This is a genomic window from Bradyrhizobium sp. USDA 336, assembly GCF_044908355.1.
In the GTDB taxonomy this organism is placed as follows: domain Bacteria; phylum Pseudomonadota; class Alphaproteobacteria; order Rhizobiales; family Xanthobacteraceae; genus Bradyrhizobium; species Bradyrhizobium yuanmingense.
In genome coordinates this window covers 5,602,484-5,627,256 of sequence record NZ_JBIYDC010000002.1, presented here as the reverse complement: position 1 = coordinate 5,627,256, position 24,773 = coordinate 5,602,484, and the positions used below count along the sequence as shown (strand labels likewise).

The 24,773-nt window shown below is 65.6% G+C and carries 23 protein-coding genes; 1 reads left to right on the top strand and 22 read right to left on the bottom strand.

Going from position 1 to position 24,773, the window contains the following annotated elements:
* Positions 1 to 33: 33 nt before the first annotated feature.
* From ABIA45_RS27395 to rimP, 9 genes are all read right to left on the bottom strand, one after another.
* The gene (locus tag ABIA45_RS27395; protein WP_271543491.1) at positions 34 to 765 is read right to left on the bottom strand and encodes a superoxide dismutase; all 732 of its coding nucleotides are present in this window, start codon (positions 763 to 765) and stop codon (positions 34 to 36) included.
* 203 nt (positions 766 to 968) lie between these two features.
* On the bottom strand, positions 969 to 3,131 hold the full coding sequence (gene pnp, locus ABIA45_RS27390) for a polyribonucleotide nucleotidyltransferase (protein ID WP_036024490.1): 2,163 nt from the start codon (positions 3,129 to 3,131) through the stop codon (positions 969 to 971).
* 379 nt (positions 3,132 to 3,510) lie between these two features.
* Complete coding sequence (gene rpsO, locus ABIA45_RS27385) at positions 3,511 to 3,780, bottom strand: 30S ribosomal protein S15 (RefSeq protein ID WP_008540131.1); 270 nt, start codon at positions 3,778 to 3,780, stop codon at positions 3,511 to 3,513.
* Between the two features lie 2 nt (positions 3,781 to 3,782).
* On the bottom strand, positions 3,783 to 4,901 hold the full coding sequence (truB, locus tag ABIA45_RS27380) for a tRNA pseudouridine(55) synthase TruB (RefSeq protein WP_036009001.1): 1,119 nt from the start codon (positions 4,899 to 4,901) through the stop codon (positions 3,783 to 3,785).
* Positions 4,898 to 5,329, bottom strand: a complete 432-nt coding sequence (rbfA, locus tag ABIA45_RS27375) for a 30S ribosome-binding factor RbfA (RefSeq protein WP_271510559.1) — start codon at positions 5,327 to 5,329, stop codon at positions 4,898 to 4,900. Before rbfA ends, truB begins: the two co-directional genes overlap by 4 nt.
* A 155-nt stretch (positions 5,330 to 5,484) precedes the next feature.
* Positions 5,485 to 8,193, bottom strand: a complete 2,709-nt coding sequence (infB, locus tag ABIA45_RS27370) for a translation initiation factor IF-2 (protein WP_157285962.1) — start codon at positions 8,191 to 8,193, stop codon at positions 5,485 to 5,487.
* A 70-nt stretch (positions 8,194 to 8,263) separates the two neighbouring features.
* Positions 8,264 to 8,947: an RNA-binding protein gene (locus ABIA45_RS27365; protein WP_275500521.1), complete on the bottom strand. Its 684-nt coding sequence runs from the start codon at positions 8,945 to 8,947 to the stop codon at positions 8,264 to 8,266.
* Between the two features lie 23 nt (positions 8,948 to 8,970).
* Entirely contained in the window at positions 8,971 to 10,581 is a 1,611-nt protein-coding gene (gene nusA, locus ABIA45_RS27360) for a transcription termination factor NusA (protein WP_036024506.1), read from the bottom strand.
* A gap of 2 nt (positions 10,582 to 10,583) precedes the next feature.
* A complete protein-coding gene (gene rimP / locus ABIA45_RS27355; RefSeq protein ID WP_157285960.1) occupies positions 10,584 to 11,339 on the bottom strand; it encodes a ribosome maturation factor RimP in 756 nt (251 codons plus the stop codon).
* Positions 11,340 to 11,697: 358 nt separating this feature from the next.
* Here rimP and ABIA45_RS27350 point away from each other — a divergent pair, with 358 nt between their 5' ends.
* Positions 11,698 to 12,780, top strand: coding sequence for a DUF2336 domain-containing protein (locus ABIA45_RS27350; RefSeq protein ID WP_404654454.1), 1,083 nt, complete (start codon positions 11,698 to 11,700; stop codon positions 12,778 to 12,780).
* A gap of 98 nt (positions 12,781 to 12,878) precedes the next feature.
* On the opposite strand, the gene trmB is transcribed toward ABIA45_RS27350, so the two are convergent.
* From trmB to ABIA45_RS27285, 13 genes are all read right to left on the bottom strand, one after another.
* Positions 12,879 to 13,589, bottom strand: a complete 711-nt coding sequence (gene trmB / locus ABIA45_RS27345; RefSeq protein WP_404654453.1) for a tRNA (guanosine(46)-N7)-methyltransferase TrmB — start codon at positions 13,587 to 13,589, stop codon at positions 12,879 to 12,881.
* Positions 13,586 to 14,713 (bottom strand): M20 family metallopeptidase, encoded by a 1,128-nt coding sequence (locus tag ABIA45_RS27340; RefSeq protein WP_404654452.1) that lies wholly within the window; start codon positions 14,711 to 14,713, stop codon positions 13,586 to 13,588. The genes trmB and ABIA45_RS27340 overlap by 4 nt, the downstream gene beginning before the upstream one ends.
* Positions 14,714 to 14,829: 116 nt before the next feature.
* Positions 14,830 to 15,243: a helix-turn-helix domain-containing protein gene (locus ABIA45_RS27335; protein WP_018319423.1), complete on the bottom strand. Its 414-nt coding sequence runs from the start codon at positions 15,241 to 15,243 to the stop codon at positions 14,830 to 14,832.
* A 219-nt stretch (positions 15,244 to 15,462) separates the two neighbouring features.
* Positions 15,463 to 17,076: an apolipoprotein N-acyltransferase gene (lnt, locus tag ABIA45_RS27330; protein ID WP_404654451.1), complete on the bottom strand. Its 1,614-nt coding sequence runs from the start codon at positions 17,074 to 17,076 to the stop codon at positions 15,463 to 15,465.
* Positions 17,073 to 18,191, bottom strand: a complete 1,119-nt coding sequence (locus ABIA45_RS27325; RefSeq protein WP_036008986.1) for a hemolysin family protein — start codon at positions 18,189 to 18,191, stop codon at positions 17,073 to 17,075. Before ABIA45_RS27325 ends, lnt begins: the two co-directional genes overlap by 4 nt.
* Position 18,192: 1 nt before the next feature.
* Positions 18,193 to 18,702, bottom strand: a complete 510-nt coding sequence (ybeY, locus tag ABIA45_RS27320) for an rRNA maturation RNase YbeY (protein ID WP_404654450.1) — start codon at positions 18,700 to 18,702, stop codon at positions 18,193 to 18,195.
* A gap of 59 nt (positions 18,703 to 18,761) precedes the next feature.
* Entirely contained in the window at positions 18,762 to 19,757 is a 996-nt protein-coding gene (locus ABIA45_RS27315) for a PhoH family protein (RefSeq protein WP_036008958.1), read from the bottom strand.
* A 64-nt stretch (positions 19,758 to 19,821) separates the two neighbouring features.
* On the bottom strand, positions 19,822 to 21,216 hold the full coding sequence (gene miaB, locus ABIA45_RS27310; RefSeq protein ID WP_404654449.1) for a tRNA (N6-isopentenyl adenosine(37)-C2)-methylthiotransferase MiaB: 1,395 nt from the start codon (positions 21,214 to 21,216) through the stop codon (positions 19,822 to 19,824).
* 205 nt (positions 21,217 to 21,421) lie between these two features.
* Positions 21,422 to 22,102 carry an HAD family hydrolase gene (locus ABIA45_RS27305; protein ID WP_404654448.1) on the bottom strand — a complete coding sequence of 227 codons (681 nt, stop codon included), beginning with the start codon at positions 22,100 to 22,102 and terminating at the stop codon, positions 21,422 to 21,424.
* Positions 22,103 to 22,299: 197 nt separating this feature from the next.
* The gene (locus tag ABIA45_RS27300) at positions 22,300 to 22,755 is read right to left on the bottom strand and encodes a Fur family transcriptional regulator (RefSeq protein WP_109141846.1); all 456 of its coding nucleotides are present in this window, start codon (positions 22,753 to 22,755) and stop codon (positions 22,300 to 22,302) included.
* A 39-nt stretch (positions 22,756 to 22,794) separates the two neighbouring features.
* Positions 22,795 to 23,280, bottom strand: coding sequence for a ribosomal protein S18-alanine N-acetyltransferase (gene rimI, locus ABIA45_RS27295; protein ID WP_404544790.1), 486 nt, complete (start codon positions 23,278 to 23,280; stop codon positions 22,795 to 22,797).
* Entirely contained in the window at positions 23,277 to 23,972 is a 696-nt protein-coding gene (gene tsaB, locus ABIA45_RS27290) for a tRNA (adenosine(37)-N6)-threonylcarbamoyltransferase complex dimerization subunit type 1 TsaB (protein ID WP_404544788.1), read from the bottom strand. The genes rimI and tsaB overlap by 4 nt, the downstream gene beginning before the upstream one ends.
* 159 nt (positions 23,973 to 24,131) lie before the next feature.
* Positions 24,132 to 24,773, bottom strand: coding sequence for a carbonic anhydrase (locus ABIA45_RS27285; protein ID WP_404654447.1), 642 nt, complete (start codon positions 24,771 to 24,773; stop codon positions 24,132 to 24,134).

Sequence of the window (24,773 nt, the reverse complement as noted above, 5' to 3'; positions counted from 1 at the left end):
AGAGGCCGCCCTTTTTATGGTTTCCGATTGTGCTCACACGTCGAGTGTGCCGGCCTTCGCGGCAGCGTAGCGCTCGCCCACCGCCTTCCAGTTCACCGTGTTCCACCATGCCTTGAGATAGTCGGCGCGCCGGTTCTGGTAGTTCAGATAGTAGGCGTGCTCCCAGACGTCATTGCCGAGCAGCGCCCGCTTGCCGTCCATCATCGGATTGTCCTGGTTGGGTCGCGTTTCGATGGCGAGCTTGCCATCCTTGCTGACAGTCACGAACACCCAGCCCGAGCCGAAGACCCGTCCGCCGGCAGCGTTGAAGTCGGTTTGCAATTTCTCCATGCCACCGAGATCGCTGTCGATCGCGGCGAGCAGGGCGCCTTCCGGCTTGCCGCCGTTCGGTCCCATGATCTGCCAGAACATCGTGTGGTTGGCGTGGCCTCCCATGTTGTTGCGGACGCCGGTGCGGATCGCGTCGGGTACGGCGCCGAGATTGCCGAGCACCTCGCCGACCGGCTTTCCAGCGATCTGGGGATTGTCCTTCGCGAAATTGTTCAGGTTGGTAATGAACGCCTGGTGATGGCGGCCGTGATGAATCTCCATCGTCTTGGCATCGATATGCGGTTCCAGCGCATTCGCCGGATAGGCCAAAGGATCGAGCTTGAACGGCCCTGCGGACGCCGCGGCGGCTTGCGCAAACGCCATGCGCGGGGCAGCGGCAGCCGCGACGAGGCCGGTTGCAGTGAACATGAGGCGGCGCCGGGATATGGACGTCATTTGGTTCTCCTGTCTTGGGACGATCCGCTGATGAAGCGTACGGCGGTACGATAGTTACGCAACACCAGCCATTCCGGGTTTCGAACGCGGTCACTCCGACGCTGCGGCGGAAGCGCGCATGGCCTGCGATGATGCAGGCGGCACGGCAAAGAAAAAGGGCGGCCTCTCGGCCGCCCTTCGCGTTTCCGGACTGTCGCGAGGCCTTACTCGCCGGCGGCTTCGCGCGGGGCCTTCTCGCCCTCGCCGCCCTTGTCCTTGCCTTCGAGGTCTTCGCCCGTGGTCTGGTCGACCACCTTCATCGACAGGCGGGTCTTGCCGCGGTCGTCGAAGCCGAGCAGCTTGACCTTGACCTTGTCGCCTTCCTTGACGACGTCGGAGGTCTTCTGCACGCGGTTGGCCGCGAGCTGGCTGATGTGGACGAGACCATCCTTGGAACCGAAGAAGTTCACGAAGGCGCCGAACTCCATCACCTTGACGACAGTGCCGTCATAGATCTGGCCGACTTCCGGATCGGACGCGATCGACTTGATCCACTTGATCGCCGCCTTCATCGCCTCGCCGTCGCTGGAGGCGACCTTCACGGTGCCGTCATCCTCGATGTTGACCTTGGCGCCGGTCTTCTCGACGATCTCGCGGATCACCTTGCCGCCGGTACCGATCACTTCGCGGATCTTGTCGGTGGCGATCTTGAAGGTCTCGATGCGCGGCGCGTATTCGCCGAGCTCGGCGCGGGCCGCTGTGAGGGCCTTTGCCATCTCGCCGAGGATATGGATCCGGCCGTCCTTGGCCTGAGCCAGCGCGACCTTCATGATCTCTTCGGTGATGCCCTCGATCTTGATGTCCATCTGGAGCGAGGTGATGCCCGCTTCCGTGCCGGCGACCTTGAAGTCCATGTCGCCGAGATGGTCCTCGTCGCCGAGGATGTCCGAGAGAACCGCAAAGCGCTTGTCTTCGAGGATCAGGCCCATCGCGATGCCCGCGGTCGGCCGCTTCAGCGGCACGCCCGCATCCATCAGCGCCAGCGAGGCGCCGCAGACCGAAGCCATCGAGGACGAGCCGTTGGACTCGGTGATCTCCGACACCACGCGCGTGGTGTAGGGGAATTCATGGTGCGGCGGCAGCACCGGACGAATCGCGCGCCAGGCCAGCTTGCCGTGGCCGATCTCGCGGCGCTTGGTGCCGCCGAGGCGGCCGGTCTCGCCGACCGAATAGGGCGGGAAGTTGTAGTGCAGCAGGAACGTTTCCTTGTAGGTTCCGGACAGCGCGTCGATGTACTGCTCGTCCTCGCCGGTGCCGAGCGTGGTCACGACCATCGCCTGGGTCTCGCCGCGGGTGAACAACGCCGAGCCGTGGGCGCGGGGCAGCACGCCGACTTCGGCGACGATGTTGCGCACCGTCTTGCTGTCGCGGCCGTCGATGCGCTTGCCAGTGTCGAGGATGTTCCAGCGAACGATCTTGGCCTCGAGCTCCTTGAACACGCCGGCGACACGGAGCTTGTCGTATTTCGGCTCCTGGCCCTCCGGGAAGTAGTGGGCCATCACCTTTTCCTTGGCGACACCGACGGCGGCATAACGCTCCTGCTTGATCGGAATCGCGTAGGCGGCGCGCAGCTCCTGCTCGACCAGGCCGAGCATCTCCTTCTCGAGCGCGGCGTTGTCGATGACGGTGACTTCGCGCGGCTCCTTGGCGGCCTTCTCGGCGAGCTCGATGATCGCGTTGATGACCGGCTGGAAGTGGCGGTGACCGAACATCACCGCGCCGAGCATGATGTCTTCGTTCAGTTCCTTGGCTTCCGATTCCACCATCAGCACGGCGTCGGCAGTGCCGGCGACGACGAGGTCGAGCTGGGTGTCGACCATCTCGTCGAGCGTCGGGTTGAGAATGAACTCGTCATTGGCGAAGCCGACGCGGGCCGCGCCGATCGGGCCCTTGAACGGCACGCCGGACAGCGTCAGCGCCGCGGAGGCCGCGACCATCGCCACGACGTCGGGATCGTTCTCCATGTCGTGCGACAGCACGGTGACGATCACCTGGGTCTCGTTGCGCCAACCGTCGACGAATAGCGGGCGTATCGGTCGGTCGATCAGGCGGGAGACCAGCGTCTCCTTCTCGGTCGGACGGCCCTCGCGCTTGAAATAGCCGCCGGGAATGCGGCCCGCAGCGTAGGCCTTTTCCTGGTAATCGACCGTCAGCGGCAGGAAGTCGACGCCTTCGCGCGGCGCCTTCGCCGCGACGACGGTGGCGAGCACCACGGTCTCGCCATAGGTGGCGACGACGGCGCCGTCGGCCTGGCGGGCGATCTTGCCGGTTTCGAGCTTGAGTGGGCGTCCGCCCCAGTCGATTTCGACTGAATGCTTATTGAACATAGAGGTCTTCTTTCATGGGTTCTCGAAAGAAGGGACGGCTCTCGAAAAACAAAAACCATGCGCAAGATTGCGGGACGCTGATCGGAGCGGATGATCAGCGTCCTGCGATCCTGCCATGGTTTTTGGATGTCGGATGGCGTCCATCCTTTCGGGTCATACGGGCGCCTTGCCCGTTGTGCCCAGCCGCCGGATTGCTGCTGGACTGTCAGTCGGCACGAATGCGAACACCGAACCGCGGTCTTCGCCGTTCATGCTCGGATGCCGGCCGCCAACGACCTGCATCCGACGTGCGCGCAACCTCGATCAAAAAGCTTAAAACAAGCGCTTTCGTTCGAAACCACGCGCGAAAACGCGCGCCGGTGGCGCGCGCAAAGAACTCTTAACGACGAATATTGTGCTTCTCGAGCAGCGCCTTGTACCGCGCCTCGTCCTTCTTCTTGAGATAGTCGAGGAGCGAGCGGCGGGTCGAGACCAGCTTCAAGAGGCCGCGACGCGAATGGTTGTCCTTCACGTGGGTCTTGAAATGGTTGGTGAGGTTGTTGATGCGTTCCGACAGGATCGCGACCTGAACCTCGGGCGAGCCGGTGTCGCCGGCCTTGGTGGCATTCGTCTTGATGACTTCCGCTTTGCGTTCTGCGGCAATCGACATCGTCAATTTCTCTCGTTGCGACCGGGGCTGGCAGTCAGGCCGGTCAGGTTGAACACACGCTTGGGGATGATTTCGCCATTGCCAACTTCGGCAAGCGCCAAAAGACGGCCTGCCACCGTGACATAGACTGTGCCGCTACAAGTGGGCGCATCCCGTCCGCGCAACAAAACGGCCTGGCCCCGATGGAGCCTTGCCGCATCAGCCCGAGTGACGGCCAGTGCCGGGATGTCGTCCAGCGCGGTCTCAACGGGCAAAAGCGCGTCGGCGAGGCTGCCCTCGCCGGACGCGGCTCTATCGCACAAAGCCTCCAACTGATCCAGCGGAATCATGTCGTTTTCGCCAAATGGGCCGACCAGGGTCCGCCGCAGCGCGCAAATATGGCCGTAAGTGCCGAGAATCCGGCCCATATCGCGGGCGAGCGCCCGGACATAGGTGCCCTTGCCGCATTCGGCCTCGAACACGGCCCGGTCGTTATCTGGTTGATCGACAAGGGTTAAATGGTGAATCTCGACCGGGCGGGGGGCCAGTTCCACGACTTCGCCGTCGCGGGCGAGATCATAGGCGCGCTCGCCCTGGACCTTGATCGCCGAATAGCGCGGCGGGATCTGCTCGATCACCCCGGTGAAGCGGGGCAGCAGCGCCAGGATCGCCTCCCGGCTCGGGCGCTGGTCCGAGGTCGCGGTCACCCGGCCCTCGATGTCGTCGGTGTCGCGCTCCTCGCCCCAGCAGACCGTGAAGCGGTAGCGCTTGCGGCCGTCCATCACGAAGGGGACGGTCTTGGTGGCTTCCCCGAGTGCGATCGGCAAGCCGCCCGAGGCGAGCGGATCGAGCGTGCCGGCGTGTCCGGCGCGCTTGGCGTTGAACAGGCGCTTGAGCACGGCGACCGCCTGCGTCGAGGTCATGCCGATCGGCTTGTCGAGCACGACCCAGCCATGGACGTCGCGGCGGTCGCGGCGGACCTGGTTGCCCTTCTGCTGCTTGGCCCGCGGATCGTTGTTGACGCGGCGCGGCTCCTGATGCGGCTGCGAATTGCCGCCCATCTCCGCGAAATCGTTGGTCTGCGCGTCGCGCTGATCGGTGTCGTTGCCGCCGATCGTGCCGTGAGCGGGGTCCATGGTCATTGCTCTTCTTCCCGATCCGAATCCGGATCCTGTTCCAAATCCTTCTGCACCGCAGGCGTTCGCAAAAGCTTCTCGATCCGTTCCGCTTCGTCGAATCGTTCGTCGACGCGGAAGCGAATGTCAGGTGCAAATTTCAGGTTAACGCGCCGCGCGACCTCGCCGCGCAAGAACTTCTTGTTGCGCTCGAGCGCAGCGATGACGATCTCGGTGTCGCGGCCACCGAGCGGCATCACGTAGACCGTCGCGAGCTTCAGGTCGGGCGACATCCGTACCTCCGGCACGGTGATGATGTGACCTTCGAGGTCGGCATCATGCACATTGCCTTGCGCCAGAATATCGGCCATCGCGTGGCGAACCTGCTCGCCGACGCGCAACTGACGCTGCGAGCCGCCGGGCGCGGAACTCTTCTTCTGATGATGCCGTGGCATTATTCGAATATCACCTCGTCATGCCCGCATCTGGGACACGGGCATTGTCATTTGTCCTGTTGAAACGAAGAGGGGTGGATGGCCGGAAAAATCCGGCCATCGCACTCCCGCAATCTCAGTTCAAAAAGATCCGAACGCTTCGGTAAGATTTGGACTTACAGGGAGCGCTGGATCGTCTCCACGCGATAACACTCGATCACGTCACCGGCACGCATGTCGTGGTAGTTCTCGAAGGCCATGCCGCATTCCTGGCCGGACTGGACTTCCTTCACTTCGTCCTTGAAGCGCTTCAGCGTCGACAGCTTGCCTTCGTGCACGACGACGTTGTCGCGGATCAGGCGCACATTGGCGCCGCGTTCCACGGTGCCGTCGGTGACGCGGCAGCCGGCGACCTTGCCGACCTTGGAGATGTTGAAGATCTCCAGGATCTCGGCATTGCCCAGCATGGTTTCGCGCAAGGTCGGCGCGAGCAGACCGCTCATCGCCTTCTTCACGTCGTCCACGAGGTCGTAGATGATGTTGTAGTAGCGGATCTCGATGCCGTTGCGCTTGGCGGCCGCAGCGGCCTCCTTGTTGGCGCGAACCGAGAAGCCGATGATCGCGGCGTTGAAGCCTTCGGCCAGCGTCACGTCGGATTCCGAGATGCCGCCGACGCCGGCATGCAGGATGCGGGCGGCGACCTCGTCGGTGCCGAGCTTCTCCAGCGAGCCGAGGATGGCTTCCAGCGAACCCTGCACGTCGGCCTTGACGATCAGCGGGAATTCCTTGCGGCCCGCCGTCTTCAATTGCGACATCATCTGCTCGAGCGAGCCGCGCATGCCGGAGATCGAGGCTGCCGCGTTCTCGCGCTTCTGGTGCGCGCGGTAACTGGTGACCTGGCGGGCGCGGGCTTCGTTCTCGACCACCGCGAGACGATCGCCAGCCTCGGGCGGGCCGTTGAAGCCGAGCACCTCGACCGGCACCGAGGGGCCGGCCTCCTGCACGGTCTCGCCCTGATCGGAGATCAGCGCGCGGACGCGGCCCATTTCGGCACCGGCGACGATGATGTCGCCGACGCGAAGCGTGCCGCGCTGCACCAGCACGGTCGCGACCGGACCACGGCCGCGATCGAGCTTGGCCTCGATCACGGTGCCTTCGGCCGGACGCTCCGAATTGGTCTTGAGGTCGAGGATTTCGGCCTGCAGCGCGATCATCTCGAGCAGCTTGTCGAGATTGGTCTTGTTCTTGGCGGACACCTCGACGTCGACGACTTCGCCGCCGAAAGATTCCACCTGCACCTCGTGCTGGAGCAGCTCGGTGCGCACGCGCTCGGGCTTGGCATCGGGCTTGTCGATCTTGTTGATGGCAACGATGATCGGCACGCCGGCCGCCTTGGCGTGATTGATGGCTTCGACCGTCTGCGGCATCACGCCGTCATCGGCCGCGACCACCAGCACGACGATGTCAGTCACCTTGGCGCCGCGGGCGCGCATCGCGGTGAACGCTGCGTGGCCGGGCGTGTCGATGAAGGTGATCTTCTTGCCGGTTTCAGGCGATGTCACCTGATAGGCGCCGATGTGCTGGGTGATGCCGCCGGCTTCGCCGGAGACCACGTTGGCGTGACGGAGCGCGTCGAGCAGCGAAGTCTTGCCGTGGTCGACGTGGCCCATGACGGTCACCACGGGCGAACGGGTCTCGGTGTCGGTCGAATCGTCGGTAGCGTCGAACAGACCTTCTTCAACGTCGGACGCAGCAACGCGCTTGACGGTGTGGCCGAGCTCTTCGGCAATCAGCTGCGCGGTGTCGGCGTCGATCACGTCGGTGATCTTGTGCATCGCGCCCTGCTTCATCAGCATGCGGATGACGTCGACCGCGCGCTCGGACATGCGGTTGGCGAGTTCCTGGATGGTGATCGCTTCCGGAATGACCACTTCGCGGATGAGCTTTTCCTTCGGCTCGTTCGAGGCGTGGCCCTTCAGACGCTGGGTGCGTCGGCGGAACGAGGCGATCGAGCGCTCGCGCACCTCATCGGCATTGAGCGCGGTGACGACGGTCAGGCGGCCGCGCTCCTTCTGCGGGCCGGGCTTGTGGGTGGGCTTGGGGGCTACCACGGGACGCGCGGCGCCGCCGGGACCGCGACGGATCTGGCGCGGCGCCTCGTCGTCGTCAGCTTCGGCCGCAACGGCGGGGCCGCGGCCAGCCGGTCCACCCGGACGCTGCGCGGTCGTGGTTGCAGGACGCGCCGTCGTGGTTCCCGGGCGCGCTGTGGTAGTGGTTCCAGGCCGGGACGCAGGCGCACCGGGGCGCGGTGCGGAAGCGGCGGGTGTTGCGGTCGCGGAGCGCGCGGCGGATGTCGGCTGCTCACCCTCGCCGAAACGCTTCTTGGCCTCGGTCTCGGCCTTGCGCTTGGCTTCGTCCTCGTGACGGTGGCGCTCTTCCTCGGCCTTGCGGCGGGATTCGGCGGCTTCGCGCTCGGCGCGCTCGGCGGCCTCACGGGCGGCGCGGCGCTGGGCCTCTTCCTCGGCCTGGCGGCGCTCCTCGACTTCGCGCAGCTTGGCATCGGCCAGCGCGCTGGCACGGGCCGAACGCTCATCTTCGGTCAGCGTGCGAAGCACCACGCCGGAACCGGCGTTGCGCGGCGGGGGCGGAGCCGGACGCGGCGGCGCGGCGGGTGCGGCCGGCGCGGGCTTTGCCGTCACCTCGGGCGCGTGCGGCTCGGGTCCGTCGCCAATGCGGCGCTTGCCGCGCTTCTCGACCACGACCTGCTTGCTGCGGCCATGGCTGAAGCTCTGGCGCACGGTGCCCGTTTCGACGCGCGGCTTGAGCGATAGCGTCTTGCTCGGAACGCTCAGCTTCTTGTCGCCAGGGGTCTTGGTATCAACCATTCAGCAGTCCTAATCCTGATTTATCAGTGTTGTGCGTTGCCGCACCATCCAATCGGGTCGTCGTTGTCTCTCAGAAATCCTGGCCGGGTTTTTCGGCAGTCTTGTCGTCGTCCGCCATCCGGTATCGGACCAGGATCTGGCTACGTGACAGGAATGACTTGCTCGCCGGGCCCGCGAGCAGGGCAGCATGTATCACATTTGACCGGGTCAGTGCCAAATCCAATTCTACCGATTTCAGAGCGGTGACGACGGGAATCTGCGCCTTAGCACCGCGATTCCCGGCATTCTGACGCGCCAGCATGTCCAATTTGCGGATTCCGTCCGCGGCCCCGTCGCTGGCATGGATCAGGACCTCGACCGTGCCTTCCCGAAGGGCGCTTTCGACCTTGCCGAAACCGGCCACGACCTGGCCCGCCTTGGCGGCGATCCCAAGGGCTTCGGTCACGCTCCGGACCAGGAGCGCCTCGATGTCGGCGGGAAGCGTCTGAGGGATGCGCAGCTCGCGCTTGAAGGCCTTGCTAAATTGGTGACGCCGCACCGCTTCCGCAACCGTCTTGCGGGAGGCGGTGAGCCACATCCCGCGTCCGGGCAGCTTGCGCTTGAGATCGGGAACTATTTGTCCGTCAGGCGATGCGACGAAGCGGATCAGCTCGTCAATCGGCCGGACCTCGCGGCTGACCGCGCACATGCGCATGGTCGCGGACCTTTCGGTCCGCGGCCCATGGTCAAGTTCGAGGTCGGAATCTGCAAGCATCCGGGCGACATTCTCCTTTGCCCTTAAGCCGGCTGATCTTCGGTCGCCTCGGCCTCCTCGGTGGGCTTGGCGAGATCGGCTTCGGTGATCCAGCCGGCCTTGACGCGGGCCTGCATGATCATCGCTTCGGCGTCGTCACGGGAGATGTCGATGCCGTCGAGCGCACCGGCGTGCTTGGTCGGCTCGCTGCCTTCCTTGCGCTCGGTCCAGCCGACCAGATCGTCGGTGGCGCAGCCGGCGAGGTCCTCGACGCTCTTGATGTCGTTCTCGCCGAACTTCACCAGCATCTTCGAGGTCACGCCGGGCACGTCCTTGAGCGCGTCCTCGACGCCGAGCTCCTTGCGCCTCGCCTCGAGCTCGGCTTCCTGCTGCTCCAGATATTCGCGGGCGCGATTCTGCAGCTCCTGCGCGGTCTCCTCGTCGAAGCCCTCGATGCCGGCGAGCTCCTTGACGTCCACCATCGCGAGCTCCTCGACCGAGGTGAAGCCCTCGGACGCCAGCAGCTGGCCGACCACTTCGTCGACGTTGAGCGATTCCATGAAGACGCGGGTCGAGTTCTCGAAGTCGGCCTGGCGGCGCTCCGATTCCTCCTGCTCGGTCAGGATGTCGATATCCCAGCCGGTGAGCTGCGAGGCCAGGCGCACGTTCTGGCCGCGGCGGCCGATCGCGAGCGAGAGCTGGTTGTTGGTGTCGGGCACCACGACCTCGATGCGCTCGCGGTCCTCGTCGATCACGACCTTGGAGACTTCCGCCGGCGCCAGCGCGTTGACCACGAAGGTCGCGATGTCGGGCGACCATGGAATGATGTCGATCTTCTCGCCCTGCAGCTCGTTGACCACGGCCTGCACGCGCGAGCCGCGCATGCCGACGCAGGCGCCGACCGGATCGACCGAGGAATCGCGGGAAATCACGCCGATTTTCGCACGCGAGCCCGGATCGCGGGCCACCGCCTTGATCTCGACGATGCCGTCATAGATCTCCGGCACTTCCTGCGCGAACAGCTTCGCCATGAACTGGGGATGGGTGCGGGAGAGGAAGATCTGCGGGCCTCTCGTCTCGCGGCGGACGTCGAAGATGTAGGCGCGGACGCGGTCGCCGTTGCGGAACACCTCGCGCGGCAGCATCTCGTCGCGGCGGATAATGGCTTCACCGCGGCCGAGATCGACGATCACGCTGCCATATTCGACGCGCTTGACGACGCCGTTGACGATGTCGCCGATGCGGTCCTTGAATTCCTGGTACTGCCGGTCGCGCTCGGCCTCGCGCACCTTCTGCACGATGACCTGCTTGGCCGATTGCGCGGCGATGCGGCCATATTCCAGCGGCGGCAGGGTGTCGGCGATGGTGTCGCCGACCTGGGCGCCGGGATTGGCGCGCTGCGCGTCCACCAGCGAGATCTGGTTGGAATGATTCTCGACCTTGTCGACCACCAGCATGTGGCGCGACAGCCGCAGCTCGCCCTTCTTCGGGTCGATCTCGGCATGAACGTCAGTTTCGCTGCCGTAACGGGCGCGCGCCGCCTTGGCGATGGCGTCCTCCATCGCCGCGATGACGATGCCGCGGTCGATCGACTTCTCGCGTGCGACGGCGTCGGCGATCTGAAGCAATTCGAGTCGGTTGGCGCTGACTGCCATGGCTAGTCTCCTTGGTCAGGCTCGATCTCGCCGCGCCGCGCGCGTTCGGCGGCAAGGCGATGTTTCTTCGTGTTGGTCGGGGCCGGCTTCTTCTTCGGCTTGGTGTTCTTGGTGATCTTCTCGCTGATTCTGGCGTGCGGCGCCTGCGGCGGCTCGAGACCGAGATTGCGCCGCATCTCGCGCGCCTCGGCCTTGCCGCGGCGCATGGATTCGGCGATCAGCTCGTCGGTCAGCACCAGCCGGGCATCGCCGATATCCTCCATGGTCAGGAGAACGTCGGCATCGTCGCCGGCCTTGGCATCGTCGCGATGCAGATGCACGCGGTCGCCCTCGACGGCGCCGAGCGTGCCGCGGAAGCGCTTGCGCCCCTCATGCGCGACCGCCATCTCGATCTTCACCAGGTGCCCGGAATAGCGCTCGAAATCGGAGCGGCGCACCAGCGGGCGGTCGATTCCCGGCGAGGAGATCTCGAGCCGATAGGCGCGGTCGATGGGATCGGCGACGTCGAGCACGGGCGACAGGGCCCGCGAGATCGCCTCGCAATCCTCGATCTGCATCGAGCCGTCCGGCCGCTCGGCCATGATCTGCACGGTGCAGCCGGCCTCGCCGGAAATGCGGATCCGGACCAGGCGGTAGCCCATGCCCTGGAGCACGGGAGCTGCCACCGCGGACACCCGTGCCGCGACGCCGGGCTCGACCACGAGCCGCGGCTCGGCCAGCAATTCGGCATCCGTGGAACCAGGGTTCGGTTCGGTCATGTCCAGGGTCAGAGCGCTCGATGGTTAAGGCTTGGTTACGATTTCAAAGCCCGCTTCGGAACTTTCCCGACAACGCGTCGGGCGCATCTCCCGCCGAGCCGCGTTCAGGTAATAAAAAAGAGCGGGTCCTTTCGGGCCCACTCTCACTACGCGGATCGTATGAGAAGATGAATTGGCGCTGATATAGCGCTTTCCTACCCCCCGGACAAGGCCCATTGCAGCGGCAACAGGGCCTTTTTGCGCCCGTCAGCCGGCCCTGCGCAACGCTTCCTTCATCAAGCAGGCCTAGATTTCCCGATTGTGGGGCGGCTTGAACCAAGGGCGCACCCGCGGCGTGCCCCGTTCGAGTTGCGTTTTCATGACCGTTGCCACGTCGCTCATTCCTGGACTGGACGATATCGTCAAGCGCGGCGACCCGAGGCGTCGTGGCGAGATCGCGCGCGCCATTTCCCAGCTGTTCTTCCAGGACGCGGAAAAGCTCCGCCCCGAACTGATCAATCTCTTCGACAATCTCCTGATCGATCTCGTCCCGCATGCCGAGCTGGCCTCGCGCGCCGATCTGGCCGAGCGTTTCTCGCGCCTGAACAACGCGCCGCCGCACCTCGTCAATCAGCTCGCGCGCGAAAACGAGATCGCGGTCGCCGGCCCCGTGCTGCGCCGCTCACCCGTGCTCGACGATGCGGCTCTGGTCGAGATCGCGCGCTTGAAGGGCCAGGGTCATCTGCTGGCGATGACCGAGCGTCCCGCTTTGTCGCCCGTCGTCACCGACGTGCTGGTTGAGCGCGGCGATCGCGACGTGGTGCGCCGTGCCGCAGCCAATGCCGGTGCAGTGTTCTCGCCCGGAAGCTATTCCGAGCTGATCAAGCGCGCGGCGCAGGACGGCGTGCTGACGTTGAGGATCGGCCAGCGCAACGACCTTTCCGGGGAGCACCTGAAGCAGCTGCTCGACGGGACGCTCGACGTCATCCGCCGCCGTCTCTCCACCGTGGTCAATCCCGCGCGCCAGGCCGAGATCAAGCGCGCGATGGCGGCGATCGAGGAGGCGGCGCTGCCGCCGGGCCCGCGCCGCGATTTCTCCGCGGCACAGCACACCGTGCTGACCTTGCACCGCGGAGGCCATCTCGGCGAGAGCGCGCTGCTCGGTTTCGCCAAGGCGAACAAATACGAGGAATCGGTCGCCGCGCTATCGGCGATGTCGGGCGTTCGCCTCCAGGTCCTCGACCGCCTGATCGCGGGCGACCGCTACGATCCGCTGCTGATCCTGGGCCGCGTGCTGAACCTCGGCTGGCCCACGGTGCGCGCGCTGATCCTGCTCTGGTACGGTTCGAACCGCACGCCGGCCGATGCCGACATCGAGGCCGCCCGCATCAATTTCACGCGCCTGATGCCGACGACCGCCGAACGCGTCGTGAATTTCTGGCGCAACCGGCAGACGATCTAGCGTCCCACTCCGTCATTGCGAGCGAAGCGAAGCAATCCAGAAATCTCTCCGAGCGAGCACTCTGGATTGCTTCGTCGCTTCGCTCCTCGCAATGACGACTACGTTCTTCTGAACCGCAGATAGGCCGCCTTGCGTCCCTCGCGCGCGGCCTTTCGGCCGTAGCGCGTCATCGTGTAGCCCGGCCATGGAAGACGGAAATCGTCGGCGCGTTCGGCAAGCCAGACGAAGTCCTGCGAGCGCGCAAGATGCGACAGTGTCCAGGCGCAGTAATCGTCGATGTCGCAGACGAAGCGGAATTCGCCGTTCGGCTTGAGCACGCGCGCCATCACCGCAATGGTGCGGTCCTGGACGAAGCGCCGCTTCCAGTGCCGCCGCTTCGGCCAGGGATCGGGATGGATCAGGTCGATCCGCGACAGCGACTCCTTGGGAAGCCAGGCCAAGAGCTCGGCGGCATCGCCCGCGAACAGGCGGATGTTGCCGATGTTGGCCGCCTCGATCTGCGCGAGGATCTTGGCCATGCCGTTGACATAGGGCTCGCAGCCGATGAAGCCGGTGGCGGGGAAGTTCTGCGCCTCGGCCGCGAGATGCTCGCCGCCGCCGAAGCCGATCTCGAGCCTGACGTCGTCGGCTGCGGGATCGAAGATGTCGCGCGCGTCCGCCGGCGCCTGACCGTCGATATCGAGGGCAAGATGCGGCAGCAGTTGCTCGATCAAGCCGGCCTGGTGTTGCCTCAGCTTGTGACCCTTGCGGCGCCCGAAGAAGGCGCGCTCGCTGTCGTCGCGGTCAGGGCTTGATTTGCGTTCGCTCATCGCAGCGTCTGATAAAGCCGATGGAGCAGCCGCGCGCGCGGTGCGAGCGAGGAGACATAGAGCTGCTCATAATGGGTGTGCGCACCCTTGCCGTCGACGCCGAGCCCGTCGAGCGTTGCGGTGTGCGGGGCGGTGAAATTGCCGTCCGAGCCGCCGCCGGTGTGGGTGTCGATCAGCTCGAAGCCGATCTCGCTGGCGAGCGTCCTGGCATGTTCGTACAACGCGGCGCCTGCATTGCTCTTCTCGTAAGGCGGCCGGTTGAGCTCGCCCGTGACCGTGATGGTGACGCCGGCGGTCTTCGATCTCAGTCCAAGGATCTTGCCGACGAACTCGTCTGCGTCCTTGAGGCTCACGACGCGCAGATCCACTTCCGCATAGGCTTCCTCGGGCGTGACGTTGGGACGCGTGCCGCCGCGCACCACGCCGACATTGACGGTGACCCCGCGCGCCAGATCGTTCATCCCTTCCAGCGCGAGGATGACGTTGCCGAGTTCGCGGACGGCGCTGCGGCCGTCTTCGGGCCGCGAGCCGGCATGCGCGGGCACGCCCTTGATGAATACCCGGAAGCGTCCGACGCCCTTGCGCCCGGTGACGATCTTGCCGCCGTCGCGCGCCGGCTCGGTCACCAGCACGTATTTGGCCTTGCGTCCTTCCTGCTCGATCAGCGCACGCGAGGTCGGGCTGCCGATCTCCTCGTCGGACGTGAACAGATGCGTGATGCCGAGCGGCGAGCGATCGCCTGTCGCGCAAAGCGCGCGGAAGGCGTGGTGGGCGATGTAGGCGCCGCCCTTCATGTCGTAGATGCCCGGACCGAACGCGACGTCGCCTTCGACCTTGAACGGCAGGCGCTCGATGAAGCCGATGGGATGGACGGTATCGAGATGGCTCAGCACCAGGATGCCCGGCTGATCCAGCCCCCAATTCGTGCGCGCCACGAGATGATCGCCGCAGCCGTCCACGCCCGCGATGCGCTCGAGCGCGACGGGCAGGTCGCCGTATTGCTCCGCGACCACGGAGACCAGCTTGTTGACCTGTTCAGGTGCTTCCGTCGGCGTCTCGATCTCCACCCAGCGGCGGATGCCATCGAGAATAGTTTGTGAATCGAACCAATTGGAGCCGGTCATGGACGCATCTGTGTCCTTTGAATCGCATCATCGAAGCGGACGCGCATCAAAGCGCGGTCGTCAATGACGACATAGGCCAGATTTGATGCAGTCTCAAATCGCGGGAGACATGAGCTTCAACGCTTGTCCGGACCTTCGCGGGCCGCGATCTGCTCGACGAGATCGACGATCGAGCGGCGCATCTTCGAATCAGTGATTCGCGTGAACGCCTTGGTCAAAGCGAGCCCTTCGGAGGTGGCGAGAAAGTCCGAGACGTAAGAGGGCGAGGCGCCTTCGCTGAAGCCATCCGGACCCGGCACGCCGCTCGGGCCACCCTCGAACAGGAAGGACACCGGCACCTGCAGAATCTCCGCGATCTGCTGGATGCGGCTTGCGCCGACCCGGTTGGTGCCCTTCTCGTACTTCTGAATCTGCTGGAAAGTCAGGCCCAAAGCTTCACCGAGCTTCTCCTGGCTCATGCCCAACATGATGCGGCGCATGCGCACGCGACTGCCGACATATTTGTCAACAGGGTTGGGCGCTTTCGACATTTCCTCAGCCCTCCAAACACCACCTTCGGCGCAATGATCAAGCATGCCTCGGGTGCAGCACCGTCAAAATCAAACCCTGTTATTGGGAAACATTGCGGAGAAATTTAGCAATGCACCGCCATCTTTCGCAGCCGGTGCAGAATGGGGAGCCCGCGTGCAGTCTGTCAACCGTGGGACTACGGTTGTCAAAGGATTCCGGCCGCTGCGGCGGCGGTGCGATCAGGGCTGGCGTTTGCCTATTCGTCGGCGGACCGCCAACAGCACGGCCACCGCGACGAGCATGATTGCGGGCACATCACCCACCCGTGCATAAACGGTCGGTGGGATCGCGGCCGGCAGGTTTGCGTCCAAAATGCCTTCGAGGCCGAGACCTAGGCTCGCGACGGTGCGGCCGACCGGATCGATCACTGCGGAGATGCCGGTATTGGCCGAGCGGACCAGCGGCAATCCGAGCTCGATCGCGCGCATTCGCGACTGCTCCAGGTGCTGGTAGGGACCGGTCGAGATGCCGAACCAGCCGTCATTGGTCAGGTTCACGATCCAGCCCGGACGTTCGTTGCGTACAGCCACTTCGTCGGGAAAGATCGCCTCGTAGCAGATCAGGGGCAACGCGGGCGGCGCGCCGGCAACGGGGAGCGCATGCCGCACGGTGCCTGGAATGAAGCCGCCGCGCACACGCGTCAGTTGCTCGAAACCGAGCTTCTCCATCAACGACTGGTACGGAAGAAATTCTCCGAACGGTACCAGATGCAGCTTGTCGTAGACGGCGAGCACGCTGCCGTCGTGATCGATCACGTAGATCGAGTTGTAGGCGCGCGTGATCGGCGTGCCCCGCGGCACATCGGGCGCGCGGACCGATCCCGTGATCAGCACCGTGCCCTTCGGCAACAGATCGGCGATTTGCGCCATCGCGTCGGCTTCGCGGGTCAGGAAGAACGGAAAGGCGGATTCCGGCCAGATCAGGATGGTGGCATCGCGCACGCCGGTCGATTGCGGGCCGGAGGCGCGGTCCGACAGCGCAAGGTACTTCTTCATTACCTCCGGCTTGGCGGCATAGTTGAATTTCTCGTCCTGCTGCAGGTTGGGCTGCATCAGGCGCAGCTTGGGGCCGGATACGATCGTGGTCGGATGCAGCGACAGGCGGATTGCGCCAAAGATGCTCATGACAAGCAGGAGCGCGACGGCCGCGGCCGGCCCCCGCCATTGCAGGCGCCGATCCGGCGTGCGGTCGATCAGCGTCGCCGGGCTCGCGAAGATCGCAATCGTCAGGAACGTCATGCCCCACAGGCCGATCAGCGAGGCCGTCTGCGCCAGCGGCAATGGCTCGGACAGCGCATAGCCGAACGTGTTCCAGGGGAAGCCGGTCAGCGCATGGCCGCGCAGCCATTCGCTGATGGTGAGGCTCGCTGCGAGCGCCAGCACGCGCGTGGCGTTCTTGCTCCAGAGCAGGCGCGCCAGCGCAAAGCCGATCGCCGTGAAGATCGAAAGATAGGCCGGCAGGCCCAGCACCGCGAACGGCGTCAGCCAGGCGAATGTGTCGGCTTCGACGAAGAAGGCGTAGCCGATCCAGTAAAGGCCGGGCACGAAATAGCCGAGCCCGAACCAGTAGCCGGTCAAGGCGGCGGCGGGCACGCCGCCATAGCGGCCGCCCGCGGCGCCGTCGATCAGCCAGACCAGCACCGGGAAGGTGACGAACAGCACCGGAAAGAGGTTGAACGGCGCCAGCGCCAGCACCGACAAGGCTCCGGCCGCCATGGCGACGACTGCGCGCTGCCATCCCCAGGTGAGGATGATGGCGAGCGCAATTTGCCGGAGGCGCTGCGATGGGCTCACTGCGAGGCGGCCCCGTCGCGCGGCGGCGATGTCGGCGTGTCGCTGGCCGGCGCTTGTCCGCTCTCCGGCGTGGCTTCACGCCGCCGGCTCTCGCGCTGGGTGCGGGGCGCCGGGCGTTCCTTCCGCGTCGCGATGCGCAGCCGCTTGACGCGGCGCGGATCGGCATCGAGCACCTCGACCTCGTAATTGCCGGGGCCCGAGATCACCTCGCCGCGCACCGGCAGGCGCCCGACGAAGCTGACGAGATAGCCGCCCAGCGTCTCCACCTCCTCGCCTGCCTCGCCGGTGACGAAATCCTCGCCGATCACCGAGCGGACGTCGTCGAGGCTGGCGCGGGCGTCGGCAATGAAGGCGTTGTCGGGCAGGCGCACGATCGAGGGCGGCTCGTCGCTGTCGTGCTCGTCGTCGATCTCGCCGACGATCTGCTCGACGATGTCCTCGATCGAGACCAGCCCGTCGCTGCCGCCATATTCGTCGACCACGAGCGCCAGATGGATGCGCGAGGCCTGCATCTGCGCGAGCAGGTCGATCGCCCGCATCGACGGCGGCACGTAGAGCAGCTTGCGGATGATGTGCGCCTCGTGAAGCGGCAGCGCGAGATCGACTGCGCGCAAATCGAGCCCGGCCGGCAGCGGCTTCTTGCGCTTGGTCTTGGTGGCTTCCGACACGCGGGCGCGCGCGGTCATGAAGGCGAGCAAATCGCGGATGTGGACGATGCCGACGGGATCGTCGAGCGTCTCGTTGAAGACGACGAGGCGCGAATGGCCAGCGCTCTCGAAGCGGTCCATCAATTCCCCGAGCGGGATGTCGCGCTTGACCGCGACGATGTCGGCGCGATGCACCATGACGTCGGCGATGCGACGCTCGTGCAGGCTGAGGATGTTGCGCAGCATGGTGCGCTCGACCGCGGAGAAGCCGGTGTCGTCGGGCGTCGAGGCGTCGAGCACGACCTGGAGGTCGTCGCGCACCGACCCCGCCTTCCAGCCGAACAGCGTGCGGATGGCGCGCAGCAGCCAGCTTTCGGCACTCGGGCGCAGCACCTCGCCCGGCGTCACCACAACCGGCAAATTGGCCGTGGTGCGGGGATTGTCGTGGGTAGGCTCGGAATCCGGCATCTCAGTGCGTCCCCGGGCGATCGGCATAGGGATCTGGGATGCCGAGATGGGCGAGGATCTCGGTTTCGAGCGCTTCCATCTCCTCGGCGTCGTCGTCGTTCTCGTGGTCGTAGCCGATCAGGTGCAGGAAGCCGTGCACGGCCAGGTGGCTCAGATGATGGTCGAACGGCTTGTGCTCCTCGTCCGCCTCGCGCCGCATGGTCTCATAGGCGATCGCGATATCGCCGAGCATGCGCGGGGCATCGCCCGGCTTCCAGGCGCCCTCCGGCTGCAGCGCCGGGAACGACAGCACGTTGGTCGGCTTGTCGATGTCGCGCCAGTTGCTGTTGAGCGTGCGGATGCCGGCATCATCGGTCAGCATCACGGCCACTTCCGCGTCGGCAACGTCCTCGTCGACGCTCTCGGCGGCCGCCGCCAGTGCGCGCTGGATCACGGCTTCGGAATCGGGCTCGCGCTGCCAGCAATCGGCGACGACGAGGACCTCGGTCATGGGAAGGTTGGAATGGGACATTGTGTTGTCTCGGACGAAGGGCGCCGTGCTCGGGCCCTCTTGGGTCCGGTGTTGCCTCGTCAGGATTGACCGGTGGCCGGCCGCTGCGGCGGCCCTTCATAGGCGGCGACGATCCGCGCCACGAGCTCGTGGCGGATCACGTCCTCCGCCTTGAAATGAACCTGGGCGATGCCCTCGACGCCGCTCAGGAGGCGGGTCGCCTCGGCCAGCCCCGAGGTCTGGCCGTTCGGCAGGTCGATCTGGGAGGGATCGCCCGTCACAATCATGCGGCTGTTCTCGCCGAGACGCGTCAGGAACATCTTCATCTGCATCGACGTGGTGTTCTGGGCCTCGTCCAGGATGATGGCGGCGTTGGTCAGCGTGCGGCCGCGCATGAAGGCGAGCGGCGCGATCTCGATCTCGCCGGTCTGCAGCGCGCGCTCGACGATGCGCGCGTCCATGAGGTCGTAGAGCGCATCATAGATCGGCCGCAGATAAGGATCGACCTTCTCGCGGAGATCGCCGGGGAGAAAGCCGAGCCGCTCGCCGGCTTCCACCGCCGGGCGCGACAGGATGATCTTGTCGACCTCCTTGCGCTCGAACAGCTGCGCGGCATGCGCGACGGCGAGCCAGGTCTTGCCGGTGCCGGCGGGGCCGATGCCGAACACCAGCTCGTGCCGCTTCAGCGCGCGGATGTAGGAATCCTGCGCGGCGGTGCGTGCCCGCACCGGACGCTTGCGCAGATTGATGCTGTCGAAGGTCGATTTGGCCGATTTGGCGTCGAACTCGAACAGCGAGCCCTGCGCGATCACGGCGCGGATCGCGCCCTCGACCTCACCCTGGTCGAGATCGTGGCCCTTCGCGGCCTGCGCGTAGAGCATCTCCAGCACGCGGCGCGCGGCGTCGCAGCCGTCGCGGGTGCCGCCGATCGTGATGTGGTTGCCCTTGGAATCGACGATGACGCCGAGCCGCCGCTCGATCTGCGCCAGGTGCTGGCCGTAGGGGCCGACCAGCGCGGAAGCGGCGCGGTTGTCGTCGAAGTCGATGACGACCTGGGTCTCGGGCGGTACTTGCATGTCGCGGTCGAACTTGCGGCTGGGAGCGAACGAAGACGAATCCGATGCGCTTTTGGGCAAGGGTTCAGGCTCCACTGGCTTGCGATAAAGCGGGCTCGCGCATCTTGCGCGGCGTCACGAGCTCGCCGAGAAAACTGTAGCGCTCGAGGCTGTCGATTCTGACCGGCAGGATCTGTCCGATGATGTCGGGCGCGGCCATTACATGGGCGGGCTGGAGGTAGGCGGTGCGGCCCACGATCTGGCCCACTTTGCGCGCCGGACGCTCGAACAGCACGTCGACCGTTGAGCCAATCGCGGCCTTGTTGAAGGCCGATTGCTGGCTGTCGATCAGTTCCTGGAGCCGCTCCAATCGCTGGTCCATCTCGGCGGGGGACACCGTCTCCTGCATGTCCGCGGCCGGCGTTCCCGGCCGGGCGGAGTATTTGAACGAATAGGCCGCAGCGTAGCCGATTTGCGTGACAAGCGCGAGGGTGGCGAGAAAATCTTGCTCGCTCTCGCCGGGGAAGCCGACGATGAAATCCGATGAAAAAGCAATGTCTTGGCGTGCGGTACGAAAACGGTCGATGACCCGCCGGTAATCATCGGCGGTATGTTTGCGGTTCATGGCCGCCAAAATGCGGTCCGAGCCGGACTGGACCGGCAGGTGCACGAACGGCATCAGGGCACCGAGGTCGCGATGGGCCGCGATCAGGCTGTCGTCGACGTCGCGGGGGTGGCTGGTCGAATAGCGCAGCCGCCCGATGCCGGGAATCGTCGCCAGATGTTCGAGCAGCCTTCCGAGCGGCCAGGTTTTTCCGTCCGGGCCGTCGCCGTGATAGGCGTTGACGTTTTGCCCGATCAGCGTGAGCTCGCGCACGCCGTTGTCAGCGAGCCGCTTCACGTCCTCGACGATCTTCGCGACGGGGCGCGACACCTCCGCGCCGCGCGTATAGGGCACGACGCAGAAGGTGCAGAACTTGTCGCAGCCTTCCTGCACCGTGACGAAGGCGGAAATGCCGCGCGCGCGGATCGCGTCCGGCTTCGGCTGGGCCAGGAAGCCGAACTTGTCCGCGGCGGGAAACTCGGTCTCGATCGCGCGGCCTTCGCCCTCGGCGCGCTTCAACAGCTCCGGTAGATGATGATAGCTCTGCGGTCCCACCACGACGTCGACGACAGGCGCCCGGCGCACGATCTCCTCGCCCTCGGCCTGCGCCACGCAGCCCGCCACCGCGATCTGCATCGCGCGGCCTGCACGCGCGGCCTCGTCCTTGGCGACGCGCAGCCGGCCGAGCTCGGAATAGACCTTCTCCGAGGCCTTCTCGCGGATATGGCAGGTGTTGAGGATGACGAGGTCGGCATCCTCCGCGCTCGCCGTCTCCACGAATCCTTCCGGGGCCAGCGTGTCCACCATGCGCTGGGCATCGTAGACGTTCATCTGGCAGCCATATGATTTGATGTGCAGCTTGCGCGGCGGCGTCATGGAACCCGAAATGGAGGTGGAGGACGGCCCTCAGATATAGGCTGGAGGGCCGAAAATCCAGCGAATGGAGCCATTTCCGCTCGTCATTCCGGGGCGCGCGCCAGCGCGAACCCGGAATCCAGAGGTTTTGGCGCCAGATTCCGGGTTCGATGCTCCGGGCCGCGCTTCGCGGTCCCGGCGCATCGCCCCGGAATGACGGCACCAATCAGCCCGCCACGGCGTCCGCCTCGACCCGCCGGACCAGCTCCGGCAGCTGATGCATGTCGCCAAAGATCAAGTCGGCGCCCGCCTGGCGCAGCGTCTCGCCATATCCGTCGCGGCAATGACTGCCCCCGTAAAAGCCGAAAACCGTCATGCCGGCGGCGCGGGCGCCTGCGATGCCGGCGAGGCTGTCCTCGATCACGACGCAGCGCGCGGGCGGCACGCCCATTTGGCTCGCCGCGAACAAGAACAGGTCCGGCGCCGGCTTGCCGTTCGCCACCTGCGAGGCCGAGAAGATATTTGGCGCGAGGCGCTCGTACAGCCCGGTGCTCCCGAGGCTCACGCGCATGCGCGGATGTGAGCCGCTGGAGGCGACACAGACGGCCTGCGTGACGACATCCAGCACATCGTGGATGCCGCGGATCGCTTCGAGGTCGGCTTCGAATGCGCGAAACAGCTCGTCCTGGAGATCGCCGTGATAGGCCTCGGGCAGCTTGCGGCCGAGCTCGGTCTCGATCTCGAGATTGGCCTGCTTTGTCGAGCGACCGAGGAAGCGCGCGAACACCTGCTCCGACGTGATCGGATAGCCGTGGCGCGTCAGCACGTCCGCATGCGCCCGGCAGGAGATCACCTCGCTGTCCACGAGCACGCCGTCGCAATCGAAGATGATGAGGTCGATGGGCATTCAGTGTGCAGCTCGGTTTTGGCACCGTGGTTCAGAGCGGGCGGTGCCACCTCTCCCAAAGGGAGAGGTCGGCGCGAAGCGCCGGGTGAGGGGATCTGCTCTCTCGTGGGACCCGAGGCCCCCCACCCGATTTGCTTCGCAAATCGACCTCTCCCCAACGGGGAGGGGTGAAGAGAGCGCGCCGAAAGGTAGGTTCATCAATTCGTCGGCTTGTCGTCGTCGAGCGGGACGCAATAGAGCTCGAGCCGGTGGTCGACCAGGCGATAGCCGAGCTTGCGGGCGATCTCCGCCTGCAGCTTCTCGATCTCCTCCGAGGTGAACTCGATCACCTTGCCGTCGCGCAGGTTGATGAGGTGGTCGTGATGGCTGTCGCGCATCTGCTCGTAGCGCGCGCGGCCTTCACGAAAATCGTGGCGCTCGATGATGCCGGCGTCCTCGAACAGCTTCACGGTGCGATAGACCGTCGAGATCGAGATCTTGTCGTCGACCGCAACGCAGCGCCGGTAGAGTTCCTCGACGTCGGGATGATCGATCGCTTCCGCCAGCACGCGGGCGATGACGCGGCGCTGCTCGGTCATGCGCATGCCCGTTGCGGCGCAGCGCGCCTCGATCTCGGATGCCTTGGACGCAGAAGAATGTTTCAGTGTGGTCATAGCGTTGTCTGCCTGGGCGGGCGCTTTCTGCCGCCGATGTTACGACAAGTCACGCCGCATCAGAAGGGCGTTCAATTGTTCCCCGTTGGGCTGCTTATAGTAGCGATCGCGGCGCCCGACCACCACGAATCCGGCTCGATCGTAAAGCCGCCGCGCCGGCTGGTTGTTCTCCTCCACTTCCAGAAATATGGTGCGTACGCCGCGCCCGGCGAGGTGGCCGAGATGGGTCATCAGCAGCGTGCGGGAGAGCCCCCGGCCGCGATAAGCCCCGTCCACCGCGATCGAGAGAATCTCCGCTTCGTCCGCGCCGATCCGCGACACCGCAAAGCCGATCGTCTTGCGGCCGAGCCGCAAGCGATGCACCAGCGTGTTGCGCTCGCTCATCATGCTCTCGAACTCGCCTTCGCCCCAGCCCTGCGCGAAGGAGGCGCCGTGCAGCTGCGCGAGGCGCGCGGCATCGCGCATGGTCGCGGGCTCGACGGCGGCGGTGCCACCGCGCCACCACTCCGACAGCCATCCCATCATGAGCTCGCGGCTTGTGCTGCGAGCGGCGTCGATGCCGCGGGCTTGGCGTCGGGCGCTTTCAGATAGAACGGCCGCGCTGGATTGGTGTCGGGATTGGCCGCCGCGCCGAGCCAGGCGACCCAGCTGATGTCGGGCGCGGGCTGCGCGTCGATCGCAACGGGTTGCGGTCCGTCCTTCGGCCAGCGACCTGCGAGGATCCCGGCGGCATTGCCGACCAGATGCGGCGCACCGTGTTGCGAGGCCGCGATCGCCGCGTCGATGGAGGCGACAGCCGGCCGCACCAGCTGGCTGCCGTCGCCGGCGACGATCTGGAAATAGACGTGATCGTGCCGCGCATCGATCGCAGAGATCACCGGCACCGTTCCGCTCTTGGCGACGACCCCAGCGGCATAGGCCGACAGCGTCGTCAGCCCGACCGCCGGCCGTTTCGCCGCAAGCGCAAGGCCCCGCGCCGCCGAGATGCCGACGCGCAGGCCGGTGAAGCTGCCGGGCCCGACGGTGACGGCGATGCGGTCGAGCGAGGTGAAGGCGCGGCCGGCCGATTGCATCACGCGCGCGATCATCGGCATCAGCGCCTCGGCATGGCCGCGCTTCATCAGCTGCGATTCCCGTGCGAGGAGCTCGCCGGCGTCGGTGTCGAGAACGGCGGCCGCGCAGGCTTCGAGCGCAGTATCGATGGCAAGGATCAGCATGATGGAGCAAATGGCGAGTGGCGAATGGAGAACACTCTAGCGAACCAGGCGCCTGTCCGCCATTCGTCACGCACGATTTGCAAGCTCCCGATATGCCCTCTTGCGAGCCGGCAAAGGCACGCCTTGCGGACAAGCCGCCTTGCCCGCCGGCGAGCAGGATTATCCCTCGCGTGCGTTCCTGAATTCCTTGGTCGCCTTGTCCAGCACGAACAGCGACCCCTCCGCCACGCCGAAATAGGCGCCGTGGGTCTGCATCCGGCCGCTCTCCACGGCCTTGCGGACGAAAGGGAAGGTCATCAGGTTTTCCAGGCTGCGGAACACGGCGGCCTTCTCGATGCGCTCGACGAACTGCGCCATGGTCTCGTGCTCGCGCTGCTCGACCACCTCGCCCGGCTTGATGAACATCTGCATCCAGCGGCCGATGAAGTCGCCGGGCGTGAGCGGCTCGATCTTGTCGATGAAGGCGCGGATGCCGCCGCATTGGGCGTGGCCGAGCACCACGATGTGCCTCACCTTCAGCACCGTCACCGCAAACTCCAGCGCTGCCGAGACGCCGTGCGCGCCTTCGTCAGGCTGATAAGTCGGCACCAGATTGGCGATGTTGCGGACGACGAAGAGCTCGCCCGGCCCGGCGTCGAAGATCACCTCGGGGGAGACCCGGGAGTCGCAGCAGCCGATCACCATGGTCTCAGGCGACTGCCCTTTGACCGAGAGCTCGCGGTAGCGGTTCTGCTCGGTCGGCAGCCGCTGGGTGGCGAAGGCCTTGTAGCCTTCCAGCAAGTGCGTCGGGAATGTCGTCAT

Bases quoted from the DNA above. Each gene is read 5' to 3' on its own strand.
- rbfA (WP_271510559.1), bottom strand. From the start codon at position 5,329: ATGCCACGGCATCATCAGAAGAAGAGTTCCGCGCCCGGCGGCTCGCAG.
- ABIA45_RS27335 (WP_018319423.1), bottom strand. From the start codon at position 15,243: ATGTCGAAAGCGCCCAACCCTGTTGACAAATATGTCGGCAGTCGCGTG.
- tsaB (WP_404544788.1), bottom strand. From the start codon at position 23,972: ATGCTGATCCTTGCCATCGATACTGCGCTCGAAGCCTGCGCGGCCGCC.
- trmB (WP_404654453.1), bottom strand. From the start codon at position 13,589: ATGAGCGAACGCAAATCAAGCCCTGACCGCGACGACAGCGAGCGCGCC.
- ABIA45_RS27315 (WP_036008958.1), bottom strand. From the start codon at position 19,757: ATGCAAGTACCGCCCGAGACCCAGGTCGTCATCGACTTCGACGACAAC.
- ABIA45_RS27365 (WP_275500521.1), bottom strand. From the start codon at position 8,947: ATGCTTGCAGATTCCGACCTCGAACTTGACCATGGGCCGCGGACCGAA.
- ABIA45_RS27395 (WP_271543491.1), bottom strand. From the start codon at position 765: ATGACGTCCATATCCCGGCGCCGCCTCATGTTCACTGCAACCGGCCTC.
- ABIA45_RS27285 (WP_404654447.1), bottom strand. From the start codon at position 24,773: ATGACGACATTCCCGACGCACTTGCTGGAAGGCTACAAGGCCTTCGCC.
- rpsO (WP_008540131.1), bottom strand. From the start codon at position 3,780: ATGTCGATTGCCGCAGAACGCAAAGCGGAAGTCATCAAGACGAATGCC.
- ABIA45_RS27340 (WP_404654452.1), bottom strand. From the start codon at position 14,713: ATGACCGGCTCCAATTGGTTCGATTCACAAACTATTCTCGATGGCATC.
- ABIA45_RS27305 (WP_404654448.1), bottom strand. From the start codon at position 22,102: ATGCCCATCGACCTCATCATCTTCGATTGCGACGGCGTGCTCGTGGAC.
- rimI (WP_404544790.1), bottom strand. From the start codon at position 23,280: ATGATGGGATGGCTGTCGGAGTGGTGGCGCGGTGGCACCGCCGCCGTC.
- truB (WP_036009001.1), bottom strand. From the start codon at position 4,901: ATGACCATGGACCCCGCTCACGGCACGATCGGCGGCAACGACACCGAT.
- pnp (WP_036024490.1), bottom strand. From the start codon at position 3,131: ATGTTCAATAAGCATTCAGTCGAAATCGACTGGGGCGGACGCCCACTC.
- ABIA45_RS27350 (WP_404654454.1), top strand. From the start codon at position 11,698: ATGACCGTTGCCACGTCGCTCATTCCTGGACTGGACGATATCGTCAAG.
- rimP (WP_157285960.1), bottom strand. From the start codon at position 11,339: ATGACCGAACCGAACCCTGGTTCCACGGATGCCGAATTGCTGGCCGAG.
- ABIA45_RS27300 (WP_109141846.1), bottom strand. From the start codon at position 22,755: ATGACCACACTGAAACATTCTTCTGCGTCCAAGGCATCCGAGATCGAG.
- ybeY (WP_404654450.1), bottom strand. From the start codon at position 18,702: ATGTCCCATTCCAACCTTCCCATGACCGAGGTCCTCGTCGTCGCCGAT.
- nusA (WP_036024506.1), bottom strand. From the start codon at position 10,581: ATGGCAGTCAGCGCCAACCGACTCGAATTGCTTCAGATCGCCGACGCC.
- miaB (WP_404654449.1), bottom strand. From the start codon at position 21,216: ATGACGCCGCCGCGCAAGCTGCACATCAAATCATATGGCTGCCAGATG.
- infB (WP_157285962.1), bottom strand. From the start codon at position 8,193: ATGGTTGATACCAAGACCCCTGGCGACAAGAAGCTGAGCGTTCCGAGC.
- ABIA45_RS27325 (WP_036008986.1), bottom strand. From the start codon at position 18,191: ATGCCGGATTCCGAGCCTACCCACGACAATCCCCGCACCACGGCCAAT.